The organism is Enterobacter sp. AC1 (assembly GCF_050434705.1).
In the GTDB taxonomy this organism is placed as follows: domain Bacteria; phylum Pseudomonadota; class Gammaproteobacteria; order Enterobacterales; family Enterobacteriaceae; genus Enterobacter; species Enterobacter cloacae_L.
Window position 1 is genome coordinate 924,195 of the sequence record NZ_JBNDIZ010000002.1, and the last position, 11,793, is coordinate 935,987.

14 protein-coding genes are annotated in these 11,793 nt (G+C 45.7%); 8 read left to right on the plus strand and 6 right to left on the minus strand.

The genetic code is table 11. The features are described 5' to 3' along the window. Positions 1–106: 106 nt before the first annotated feature. The 3 genes from icd (at position 107) to M2433_RS09285 (ending at position 3,064) form a co-directional block, all read left to right on the plus strand. Positions 107–1,357 carry an NADP-dependent isocitrate dehydrogenase gene (gene icd, locus M2433_RS09275; RefSeq protein WP_003857898.1) on the plus strand — a complete coding sequence of 417 codons (1,251 nt, stop codon included), beginning with the start codon at positions 107–109 and terminating at the stop codon, positions 1,355–1,357. Positions 1,358–1,509: 152 nt separating this feature from the next. Beyond that, entirely contained in the window at positions 1,510–2,328 is an 819-nt protein-coding gene (locus tag M2433_RS09280; protein WP_316370916.1) for a hypothetical protein, read from the plus strand. A gap of 1 nt (position 2,329) precedes the next feature. Continuing rightward, positions 2,330–3,064: a hypothetical protein gene (locus tag M2433_RS09285; protein WP_316370915.1), complete on the plus strand. Its 735-nt coding sequence runs from the start codon at positions 2,330–2,332 to the stop codon at positions 3,062–3,064. Here M2433_RS09285 and M2433_RS09290 read toward each other — a convergent pair. The 6 genes from M2433_RS09290 to M2433_RS09315 all read right to left on the minus strand — a co-directional run bounded on the left by M2433_RS09290 (position 3,061) and on the right by M2433_RS09315 (position 8,074). Next, a complete protein-coding gene (locus tag M2433_RS09290; protein WP_429057027.1) occupies positions 3,061–4,191 on the minus strand; it encodes a phage integrase Arm DNA-binding domain-containing protein in 1,131 nt (376 codons plus the stop codon). The two genes, M2433_RS09285 and M2433_RS09290, sit on opposite strands and share 4 nt — an antisense overlap. After that, on the minus strand, positions 4,172–4,417 hold the full coding sequence (locus tag M2433_RS09295) for an excisionase (protein WP_071785721.1): 246 nt from the start codon (positions 4,415–4,417) through the stop codon (positions 4,172–4,174). The genes M2433_RS09290 and M2433_RS09295 overlap by 20 nt, the downstream gene beginning before the upstream one ends. Before the next feature lie 52 nt (positions 4,418–4,469). Further along, entirely contained in the window at positions 4,470–6,944 is a 2,475-nt protein-coding gene (locus M2433_RS09300; protein WP_429057031.1) for a 3'-5' exoribonuclease domain-containing protein, read from the minus strand. Between the two features lie 177 nt (positions 6,945–7,121). Next, positions 7,122–7,304 carry a DUF1482 family protein gene (locus M2433_RS09305; RefSeq protein ID WP_069597476.1) on the minus strand — a complete coding sequence of 61 codons (183 nt, stop codon included), beginning with the start codon at positions 7,302–7,304 and terminating at the stop codon, positions 7,122–7,124. Further along, positions 7,301–7,423 (minus strand): hypothetical protein, encoded by a 123-nt coding sequence (locus tag M2433_RS09310; RefSeq protein WP_259493500.1) that lies wholly within the window; start codon positions 7,421–7,423, stop codon positions 7,301–7,303. The genes M2433_RS09305 and M2433_RS09310 overlap by 4 nt, the downstream gene beginning before the upstream one ends. A 270-nt stretch (positions 7,424–7,693) precedes the next feature. Beyond that, positions 7,694–8,074, minus strand: a complete 381-nt coding sequence (locus tag M2433_RS09315) for a helix-turn-helix domain-containing protein (RefSeq protein ID WP_429057035.1) — start codon at positions 8,072–8,074, stop codon at positions 7,694–7,696. A 105-nt stretch (positions 8,075–8,179) separates the two neighbouring features. Between M2433_RS09315 and M2433_RS09320 the strand changes: the two genes are divergently transcribed. The 5 genes from M2433_RS09320 (at position 8,180) to M2433_RS09340 (ending at position 11,606) form a co-directional block, all read left to right on the plus strand. Continuing rightward, positions 8,180–8,395, plus strand: a complete 216-nt coding sequence (locus tag M2433_RS09320; RefSeq protein WP_075210529.1) for a helix-turn-helix transcriptional regulator — start codon at positions 8,180–8,182, stop codon at positions 8,393–8,395. 3 nt (positions 8,396–8,398) lie between these two features. After that, positions 8,399–8,953 carry a toxin YdaT family protein gene (locus tag M2433_RS09325; RefSeq protein ID WP_429057038.1) on the plus strand — a complete coding sequence of 185 codons (555 nt, stop codon included), beginning with the start codon at positions 8,399–8,401 and terminating at the stop codon, positions 8,951–8,953. 36 nt (positions 8,954–8,989) lie between these two features. Continuing rightward, positions 8,990–10,048 (plus strand): DnaT-like ssDNA-binding domain-containing protein, encoded by a 1,059-nt coding sequence (locus M2433_RS09330; RefSeq protein ID WP_429057041.1) that lies wholly within the window; start codon positions 8,990–8,992, stop codon positions 10,046–10,048. Then, the gene (locus M2433_RS09335) at positions 9,960–10,505 is read left to right on the plus strand and encodes a replication protein P (RefSeq protein WP_429057044.1); all 546 of its coding nucleotides are present in this window, start codon (positions 9,960–9,962) and stop codon (positions 10,503–10,505) included. The genes M2433_RS09330 and M2433_RS09335 overlap by 89 nt, the downstream gene beginning before the upstream one ends. Positions 10,506–10,826: 321 nt before the next feature. After that, positions 10,827–11,606 (plus strand): DUF3825 domain-containing protein, encoded by a 780-nt coding sequence (locus tag M2433_RS09340; protein WP_151712191.1) that lies wholly within the window; start codon positions 10,827–10,829, stop codon positions 11,604–11,606. Positions 11,607–11,793 lie beyond the last annotated feature (187 nt).

Below are 11,793 nucleotides of genomic sequence, written 5' to 3' on the forward strand. Positions count from 1 at the left end.
AACGAAGACCTTTCATGGCGCAGGACAATCAGGTACTATCGAAGGGCTCATTACAATTTATTAACATAAGATCAGTAACAACCAGAAGCGCTCGAAGGAGAGGTTAATGGAAAGCAAAGTAGTTGTTCCGGCGGAAGGTAAAAAGATCACCCTGCAAAACGGCAAGATTAACGTTCCTCACAATCCGATTATCCCGTTCATCGAAGGTGACGGTATCGGTGTAGACGTTACCCCGGCAATGCTGAAAGTGGTTGATGCCGCTGTTGAGAAAGCCTACAAAGGCGAGCGTAAAATTTCCTGGATGGAAATTTACACCGGTGAGAAATCTACTCAAGTTTATGGCCAGGACGTCTGGCTGCCAGCAGAAACGCTGGACCTGATCCGCGACTACCGCGTTGCTATTAAAGGCCCACTGACGACGCCAGTTGGCGGCGGTATCCGTTCCCTGAACGTGGCACTGCGTCAGGAGCTGGACCTGTACGTGTGTCTGCGTCCGGTTCGTTACTATCAGGGCACCCCAAGCCCGGTTAAGCATCCTGAACTGACCGATATGGTTATCTTCCGCGAAAACTCAGAAGACATCTACGCGGGTATCGAATGGAAAGCTGACTCTGCTGATGCAGAAAAAGTGATTAAATTCCTGCGCGAAGAGATGGGCGTGAAGAAAATTCGCTTCCCTGAACATTGCGGTATCGGCATTAAGCCGTGCTCCGAAGAAGGGACCAAGCGTCTGGTGCGTGCGGCGATCGAATATGCGATCACCAACGACCGCGACTCTGTGACCCTGGTTCACAAAGGCAACATCATGAAGTTCACCGAAGGCGCGTTCAAAGACTGGGGCTACCAGTTGGCGACCGAAGAGTTCGGCGGCGAGCTGATCGACGGCGGCCCATGGCAGAAAATTAAGAACCCGAACACCGGCAAAGAGATCATCATTAAAGATGTGATCGCCGATGCGTTCCTGCAGCAGATTCTGCTGCGTCCTGCGGAATACGACGTCATTGCCTGTATGAACCTGAACGGTGACTACATCTCTGACGCCCTGGCAGCGCAGGTTGGCGGTATCGGTATCGCCCCTGGCGCGAACATCGGTGACGAGTGCGCGCTGTTCGAAGCGACCCACGGTACTGCGCCAAAATACGCAGGCCAGGACAAAGTGAACCCAGGCTCTATCATCCTGTCCGCAGAGATGATGCTGCGTCATATGGAATGGTTCGAAGCCGCAGACCTGATCGTCAAAGGTATGGAAGGTGCGATTAACGCAAAAACCGTAACTTACGACTTCGAACGTCTGATGGAAGGCGCTAAGTTGCTGAAATGTTCAGAGTTTGGTGACGCGATTATCGCGAATATGTAATCCAGACTCTGGGTTAAACAAAAGCGGGAGCCGACTGGTTCCCGTTTTTATTATTAGTTTTCGAACGGTTATCAAAATTTTATCAAAATAAGTTGTCAAAACTAATCAAGTTAAGACATATTCATTACATGGTTAATATATGGAATTAGAAAATGGAAATTCATGTTCCCATGGAAGTAGTTGTAAGCGATGGTGAAGAGCGATTCACTGAGTTGGATTTTTACTATGGTTCCAAAGCGCTTGAAGGTACCTCTGAAATTGTTACCGTTCTCACTAATACTATCCTTAACCGAGAAGTGGTTACAAAAATCCCTTCCATAGAGGGTATTACAGCATCATTTCGTACAAGTTATGAAGGATCTTTCAGGCAACGGTTCATGCTCAAGATCACTGGGGACGAGCAAAAAAGAAATTATGAGGCAATTGGAGAGGGAGCATTTCTCGATGTCATGTCCTATTATCTTACAAGACCTCTTTTGACACCGTATAATTTCAGTTATAAGAGAGCCTCAAGAATTGTTGAAGAACTTGAACCGGATTATAGATCGTTAATGAAAAGACTTTATGGACCCTTACTTAAACTCCATAAGCCGATTGAGGAACAAAATTATAAAGTAGAATTGAAACGGAGAAGAACGAATCTAGTCAGTTATGACAATTCTACTCTTGAGAATTTAACTATTGAGCGTGCTGATCCCGAACGAATTTTTATTGAGGCCTCGATTACTAGATTTAACCGTTTAACTGGAACGGGAAGACTTATTCTTGAAGAAGATTCCGAATCTGTTAGTTTTGAACCTTTTTCGCTTTGGAGAGAATTTCCTTTGGAGCAAAGACGCAAACTTTCAAGAAATTTAGATGTCAACACTGATAATGCGAACTTTACTCGTTTACGCTTAGAGGTTACAGCTATCAGAAACTTTCTTGGTGATATCAAAAAATATAGTCTTCATAGGGTAGTATTGGATTAACATGATCAGATATATCGCATTTTTAGTAATACTGGTTACTTGGTTAATTTATTTCTCAAAATTTGATCCATTCAATGGTTTTCCGATAGATAAGTCAGAGTGGGGGACATTTGGAGATTTTGTTGGCGGTGTTACCAACCCAATTTTAACTTTTTTTACGATGATTATGTTGATCAAATCAATTAATCTTCAAAAAGAGGCAAATGAAAGCATAATAAAACAGAACAAACATATGCACGAGGACTCAGAGAGACAAAAAGAGATGGATGATCTACGCTCTTTTGAATCGTCATTTTATAGCTTAGCTGCAGTTTCGAGAAGAGAGTTTGATGCACTCCAAATAAATGGTAAAAATAAGAAAAAATATACGGACGCAAATGCGGTGGTTTATTTAGAAAAATACTTGATAAATGCATGTAAATCGAATAATGCAGAAGAATTAAAAGAGATGTTTTCTAGATTTGATACTGATTCTTCCATGGCTATATTCTCTGCTGTCCGTAGTTTTTATATTCTGTTTAAATTCACTAATGAATCATGCCCTGAAAAATATAAAGAGAGATATTATGAGATCGCAAACTATACCATGCCTATAAAATTCCTGCATTTAGTATGTCTAAGTTATGTATTCGGTGATTGGAAAATAACTAAAGACTTCGAAAATTATGGTTTTTTTAAACGAAAAGGTCTGGATTCCTACATCACAGATTTTACAAATGTGAAAAATTTCTATTAAATTAATTTAATCTCCTGCCAATCCTTCCCCCTATCATCATGATATCTTTGAGTTTGCGCAGGTGATTTATGACCTAGAAGTTTTTGGGTATCTATACCCTGAGCTTCGTAAAGTCGCTCTGCTAAAGATCGTTGTTCGTGAAACGTTGCTGGAGTGCCATCTCCCCAATTTATCCCTGCTTTATCACGGGCCTTACTAAAATTCATTGTTATTGTGTTCGACTTCACCTGTGCACCTCGTTCTGCCATTGAGGTCGCCCGGAAGAAATGGATAAGGTATGGACTAACGGCATAGTCACGGCAACGCGCAACTACATCCCTCAAACTCCAGTCAATCGCATTAAGTCTGAGGGATAGAGGGATCGCTAGCTTGCTTCCCGTCTTCTCCTGTACGACATGCAGATGGTCATCCCAAATATCGCTAAACTTCATGTTGGAAATATCCCCGAGCCGCTGACCCGTAACTAGCGCCAATAGCATTGCATTGCCCATATACTGATGGTGGGCATCAGCTATCTCGAAAATCTTTTGCCATTCGTCGAGGCTAAGACGCTGTCGGGTAATCCGCCGGCGTGGTTGCTTTGTAGCAAGAGCCGGGTTATAACCCGGCGGTACTTCGCCATAATGTTGGGCTTCCTTGAAAACATCGATTAAAACAGAGCGGATTACCTGGGCCATTCTCGGTTGACCTTCTGCAACATAGGACTCCAGTATCTGGGCAACATCCCGAACATCGACGGATGAAATCAATTTCATTCCTACGCTCTCACGAAGTAGGGCTACTGGTTTAGCCTTTTGCTTATGAGTGTTCGGCTTGATATCACCATTCTCCAGTCTTTCATCCTGAATTTTCCAATAACGATCCAACCATGTATTCGTTGATATCGCTTTTCCTTTGCTGGTGGCGATCTTGTCACTTATTGCCAAAACCTGCCTGGTACGCTGTTCAGCTAGTCGCGCATTAGCTTCTATTGCTATTGCTGTTGCTTCAGCCTCGTTAGTTCCGAGGCTATGAAATTTACCAGTAACAGGATGCTTATAGCGCCAGTAGATTTTTTTTACCTTACGACTGTAGAGCGGATAAAGATTAGGTATCTTGACGTTGTTTTTACGTGGTCGGGCAGCCATCAGACAGTATCCTTTGAAGCATAGGCGAATCAGATTTTTTAATTACGGGCTGGGTTAAATTACCTGTAATCTCGGCATCTTCTCTTACCCGCCAATATCTCCCTTCTTTGGTGGCCGGGGGAGTGAACATGCTCTCTTTAGCGTATCGGCGTAAAGTATTCAGACTTGGAGGATTACTCCGGTATTTTTCCGCAGCCCATTCTTCTAAAGTCAGCATTTGAAGCATGCGATTTACCTCATAATGGCCCATATTCGGGCCATATTCTGAAATTAAAAAATCAGTGTTCTGTCAGACGCTGCCAGATTGCTGACACGTATTTGACCTGATGAAGCGCATCCGAAATAGCCTTGTGAGGTTCTCCCTCAAATGGGATCTCATAGCGAGGCTTGCAGCCAACGGCTTTACCCAACTCGACAATGGTTCTTACATCCCGGTTATTCCAGAACTTCCACGGGCAGGGGATCCCCGCCCGGTCATAAGATGCTTCAAGCAGGACGTTGTCATAAGTGGCACCATTCCCCCATACCTGTACAGAATCAGGGCCGTCAGGCGCATTCTCGGCTATAAACTCATTTAGCTGCAGTAAGGCATCATCGAGCGGAATAGCATCATCCATCACTAACTCAGAACGAGCCTCAGGCGAAGCTTTAAGCCAGAATATTATGGTAGATGCATCCGGAACCCCGCCGCTGGCCATGGAAGATTCTAGGCTAATCACTTTGTAAAATTCCGATCCGGTATTAGCTGTAGATGGATCAAAGAACACGGCCCCGATAGATACGACTGGTGAATCAGCTTTTTTACCAAAAGCTTCAATATCGATCATAAGGTGTGTATAGAGGATTTCAGGCTCGGTATAATTATGATGACCGGAATCATTATTTATGGCAGTTGTGCTGCTATAAGTTTCAGTAGCGCTTGCGCTTGAGATAGTTTTTTCCGTGCCTTCTGATAACGCAGTACCGTCCGTGGTTTCATCATTGCCAGTTTCTTCCATCTGCACATTATCAACGTACTCCGCCGCGGTATTTTGTTGGTCGATTACAGCGTTGCTGGTGGCCAGCCCTTCAATAGAAAAAAGACCATTACCAACTTTTTCGAGAACCGGCAGTGTGCCGCCGTCGACTTGTGCATCTTCATTCTGACCGCCAGTTTCAAAAGCAGAATCAGTCACTATCTCGTTTGCCCAGCTCACCTCAGGGTTATGGCGCGCAGCCGCAAGAGTTTCGTCTGATGGAGCAGAATGATCGCTTTCAGTCAGGTTCGCGTTAATGAATCCGCTGAGACGTGCCGGATACAGGTAATGCTCTGGGTGAGCGCTGCGGATAAGTGCAAAGATAGCTGCACGGGAGTAATCCAAAACCCCCGGAGTTGCGCGAAGAGCTCGAGACCATTCTTTGAATGGACTTTCTTTTTTACTAACGATCTCTTTTGCCCGACGGAAAACACCACCTGGGATATCATAAATGTTGAAATCCATTGGTAACGTAGCCAGCGCAATCTCTAAATCGAGAGTGTCGAGATCATGTTTAAGGTCAGGGTTTCTGTCGGTCTTGTTGCCTCCGCCAGCATTCGTACCGCTTTCAGTACGCTGTATTTCTGCAATGCGATTGCCTTTGGCCCATTCTTGTACCAGCAGGCCGCGGTCTATGTAATCAGTCGCCGCCCAGATTCTGGTGAATCGGAGAACCAAAGCGAGTTCGTGACGCTTTTCGTGGCTGAACACTTTGCGAATGGCGTCGGTATAGCGCCACAGGTCTTTGGTGTCGTAACCCTTAACCTGTTCGCAGTTTTCTGCCGCCAGCAGCAGGTTCTGGACATAGCTATTGTCAGTGTCCATCTCCAGCGCGCTGATACCTTCGTATTCATCGCGTGTAATGTGGTGGCGCAGTTCGTCGGAGGTGAACTGGGCGAGTAGATGCTTGCGAAAGGGCATGCGAACGACTGGATAACGTGTGGTCTCGTCATCATTCTCGTCAATCTGGATACCGTTATCAGGTTCAAGACCCTGATCTGCTATAACGCCAGTGTCGCTGGTGCTTTCAGATTTCACATGGGTAAATTTGCCGCTGCGCCAGGCTTCCACTAATTGGTTGCGATCGCTGGCATCTGCTTTAGCCCAGTCAGCCATGAATGCAGCGATATCTTCAGTTTCGTGCGTTTCATCTGGCGCGAATACCTGCTTAATCGCCTGAACGAGTTTCCACTCAGCGTTCAGGCTGAGTTCGGCAACTTCAGGGATGTCGCTCTTCGCCAGCAGCAGGTTCTGAAGATAGGTGTTACCTTCATCCAGTGACATTTCGCTGGCAGCCAGCTGCTGCTCTTTTGTGATGTGTGATTGATACTTGTCGCTGGTCAGGTGAACGGCAAAACGTACTGCTGGAGTGCGGTTTTCAAGCGGGACACTCTTTTCAACTGTAGTGGTCGCTTCCGGAGCAGCAGTGTTGTTGTCCACGGCTCCAGTAGACTCAGCACCAGCCTTTGGCAGCCAGGTGCGTCCATCGTCCTGGAGTACGTAGCGTTTGCACCAGGTGTAATCCACTGTGCTTTCTTCCGGCAGGTCGTTGTAAACAGGGAAATCGGTACGGACAGGCTTGCTATAATCCTTGCCCCGGCCGGTTTCAATGCCAGCATCTTCCAGCTCTACATCCAACTGCAAATTGGCTCGCACTTCTGATTTAGCCGTGAACCAGATAACGGCATCTTCTTTGCCGGATTTCTGCGTTGCCTTGATTAAATGAAAGAATTCCATATCGGGTCCTTAATTTTGGTTGTAAGATACCCGCAGCTAGTGATTGCCGCCTTGGGTAGTGGTCATTGGTCAAAACTCGATTCCGGAAAGCTTTGGTCGGCTGACCGGGTACTTAACCCGCCTTGCGCGGGTTTTGTGCTTTTAGGGGGCTGGTAACAGCCATTGGTCATAACTCGATTAAAATTTGAAAGCAGGCTGTTGGTCTCCAGCCGGTTTATATGGGTAACACTCTCCTTTAATGTGCTGCTCTTTGGCAGCTGCATCACAGCCAGATTCGGTTTGATATACACCGAGCATGATGTCTGAGCATTCCCCGGTGAGGGCACAGACGGTAACGATCAGAGCAAATAACGAGCTCATACTTTTAGCTCTGGATTGCCTTTTTGGGCCAGTAAGTAGCAAAGCTTACGAACCAGAACTTCAAACAGATTTAAGCGTACGGCTTGGCAGCCAGCTTTTTTGCGTGCGAAATCGATCATGGTTAACTCCTGTGTGCCTTTAACGCCAGGCTGGCGGAACGGTAAACCTGCTGCGCGATTGTCTTGCCATCTCATCCGGTGTTTCGTATGCCGCCGGCAGCTACTTCGTGGGCGTCCTGCCTTGATGACGTTGCTGTGTTTATAGTTAAACTCATAATGTGATTTAATGTCAACACATGATGTGTTTTGCCAGGTGGGATTTTCAGGAAAGGGAATTTATGGGCACAAAAAAACCAGCCTGCAGGCTGGTTCAGTAGACTCTATGGCAATCTAATCTTCTGTAGATTTGAAGCGACCTCGAAGATACTTTTCAACATATTCATCAATTTCTTTCAAACGAACTTGGAACAAATCGATCATTCGTTCTTGCTCGGCTTCTGGCAACTGATCAAACAAGTCGAGCAGTCTCCTATGTTGAGGAGAAAGCCACTCTTGAGTAGATTCGGGTCCAAAGACAAGTTCTGCCGGAGGGATCCTCAATGCTTTGGCCAACGCTATAGCATCATCAATACCAATAGCTCTGCTTGCAGATTCATAGTTGCCTATACGTGATTGAGCCCACCCACACAATTCTGCGAGTGTCTTTTGAGATAAGCCTTTTTGCTCTCTGGTCTGCTTTAGCCGCGCAGCAATACGTTCATTTGTATTCATAAAATCGTTTTACCACGAAGCGTGTTATTGCTCAAAAACAAATCGTGTTGACAATGAAACACGATACGTGTTTAATCCAATCTATCTAAAACCAAGAGGTCCAATATGAACAAAATAGCGAGCGAGAGACTATCTCTCGGTTTAACACAGGAACAGCTAGCTCTGATGTTCGGGTGGCGTCAATCACGTATCTCTAATTATGAAAATGGGACTCGCAAGCCAAACCTGAATGATTGCCGACGTATTGTAGAAAAATTTAATGAACTCGGGTCTCAATGCACTCTCGATAGTGTATTTCCACCAATCCTCCCTAAGGAGTGAAGAATGCAATACATAACGTATGAACATCATATCAACATGACCAATGCTTCTTTGAAATCCGAAAATCATTTCCATATGAAACGCAGGGGGCAAATTAGCTGCCGACGAATATTTGAAGCAGTCCGGGAGTGGGAATCTACTTTGCCCGGCCAGGCGCAGGAAAAAATCTCTCAGTTGGTGGCAGAGCAGTGGGCGATGGAAGGGGGCCGCGGTATTGCGGTCAACAAGCAGAATTTATTCCGGTATCTGAAAAACGAAGGTGGCTCGGAAAAATACACCGCTTACGTCATGCAACTGTCGGGGGCAATCGTCGCCGCTATGCCCATTGAGATCGCCAGAAAGCATGGCCTCAGTAATGCCAGTACGGAAGCTGAGCTGGTGGCGAGCGCTATCAAAGAATGCAGTGAGGCGCATCAGGCGAAGTTGCTAGGCGCTCCGCTGCAAAAGCTTGAGAAGGAGATCCGCGAAGCGGCAATAGCTTTATTCAATATGTTACCTGCTGACGCGGCGGGACCACTACTGGCGAGCATCAGCGCCGTAGCGCCGCAATTTTTTTAATCGAGTTTTGACCAATGAATTCAACCCGGAGGCTTCATGAGCATTGATGCAATGCGGTGGGCCAAGAAAGTTAAGACCGGAAAATCCTCCAGTAAGGCGATCCTGACCTGGCTGGCTGATATGTGCGGCGCTGACTTGTGCGCTTATCCATCTGTCGCTGCGCTTGCAGAGGCTACTGAGATGGACAGAAAGACAGTGCTTGCAGGCTTACAGCACCTGCAGGAAATCGGCCTGGTTGTTGACACAGGTGAACGGCGCGGCAGGACAAAGCAAATTCCTGTGTACAAGCTGGTCGGTATTGAGGAAAGCATCCCCGATGTCGAACAGACCCAAAACCGGAACTCTTTAAAGGAACCCAAAAACGGGACGGTTGATTTGAACCGTACCGAAAACGGAACTGTTAATACAAACAGTGCCATTAACGGGACTGTTTCAGGTAATAAGGGTACCAAAAACGGGATTGTTAACAGTTCGGATTTTAACCAAAGAGTACCGTTTTTCCCTTTAAACAGTCCCAAAAACGGGACACGGAATCTACCAAGGAACCATAAAGATCTAAACCCCTCACATAGAGAACTGGTCGAACCTGTCATTCCTAATTATCCGGATCAGCCAGGTATCGGAAATGGGCAACAGCAGCCATTCGGCAAATTCCGGATGTTTAAAAACTGGAATCCAACAGCCGACTTTGCTCGACAGGCAAATCTGTGGGGCATGCCGATCAAGGCGGGCATAAATATCGAAGCCGAGCTGAGCATCTTCATCGCTTACTGGCAAGCCGAAGGGAAAGTGTTTCATCAAATTCAGTGGGAGCAGAAGTTCGCTCGCCACCTGGATCGAGCAAAGGTTCTGAAAGCACCACAAACGGGAGGTACCGAGAATGCATCAGTTCGACCACAGCCAGCAGCATCCCGAGCTGTCCAGCAAATACAGTCAGCACACGCAGAGTGGCGACGCCGGAACGGACTTGATGGCGACGGAGACAGCGTGGCGGTTATGGCAGGTGATGGGGGAAATCTTCTCGAACCGCTGGACGCAGAAGAATGGGGCAGAACCTACGGGCCTCTGGATAGCTCAGATAGGTTCGATGACTGAAGCACAGATAAAACTGGTCTGTCAGCGATGCATGGACCGTTGCGCAGTTGGAAATACCTGGCCTCCGGATCTTGCTGAGTTTGTTTCGCTGGTTTCAGAAATTGGAGCTAATCCGTTCGGTCTTACATCTGACCGCGTGATGACTGAATATCGCCGCTGGCGCAACGAGTCTTACCTTTATTCGGGCAGCGACAAATATCCGTGGCCACAGCCGGTGCTGTACCACATCTGCATCGAAATGCGCAGAACTGGCGTAGAGCGTCAGATGACTGAGGAGGAACTTAAAAAACTTGCTGAGAAGTTATTAACCAAATGGACGAAGCACGTAAGCAACGGGCTGTCGGTTCCACAAATTCGTCGCCAGCTTGCTGCACCGCAGCATCCGGCAGGATCAACTCCGGCACAGCTGCTGATGGAAGAATACAAGCGCCGTAAAGCGGCAGGTTTAACCAACTAATCGAGTATTGACCAATGACCAAACAATTAACCCAAACACTACAAGTAGTAGTGTTCGTGCGCTACCAACCGAACTTATGCCACAATGAGGAATGCATTTAATGCCTAATGCATTGATTTACATCTATAAATTTCTTTATCGCCTAGTGGTGTTTTGTTGATTCCAAAACCCCTTTGACAGCATCATTTGCTATGCATTACACTGTATGGAGTTTACAAAGACGCTTGGGTCTATCCAAGATCGCTTGGTAATCAAGCAAAAATATTCTTTATCATATAGAATGCCATCGGTTAACCGGTGGCATTTTTTTTGGAGAACACAATGGACATTGAGCTTTTTAAATTTGCTTATTTCCCTAAATTTGAAGACAGTATAAAAGATCTAGCAGAAAATCTTGCCGATAAAGAGAACTGGGACTTCTCGACTGGAAGTGGTAAGAACTCCATTTTAAAGAACTATATATTTCATACCTTTAGTAAAATTAATGATGAGAAGAAGATCGTCTTCTCAGCTGGAAACGTTCATGCATGTTTTAACACCGGCCTTGTTACAAGCAACTGGGAGGAGATAGTCGCTTTCTTTGAGAAAAATAAAAACCCTAAATCAAAACAACCCTACTTCTTTAAGGGTTTTTTCAAGATAAGTCATAGAAACATAACTGACAAGTTTAATAATACACCCCAAGTCGCTGATTACTTTAAAAATCCTGAGAACTTCATATTCAATCCGCACATCGAGATAAAGGCTGACATAGCCCACATAATATCCGACAATATAGATAGGTTTCCTGCTAACTTTAAATCCATGCCTGAAATGCAAGTGAGAACTATTTTAGATGGTGCGATAAAAACCACTGTAAACAGACTTAAAACAAATTACACCATTGCGGTTCCACAATACTATGGTGGAAATATCCAGTTACTCATCCCATTACATCTAACATACTCAGGTGCAAATCCAGATCTGGCTCTTGTTGTGTACAAGTCTGAGGGGCAACAGTTTTATACGTCTAGAACTTGCCTGACGTTAGAGATGGCATATAACAATGCTAGGTTGATAGTGAAACCTCTAAGCAGCTGGCTGTCTGCTGATAAAATATAGTAATCACAACATGATATGGTTTTATTGACTTGTTTTTCAGTTGCAGCATATCTTTGTCTCAAAACATAAAAACCACCCCCTAAGGTGGTTTTTCAAAGATTCCGCAGATGGGGAACTCTTCTGTACCGTGGTAACAGGGTGCAAAAGAACTCTGTTTGAGAAATGGAAGCATTGTACGTTAAGGTTT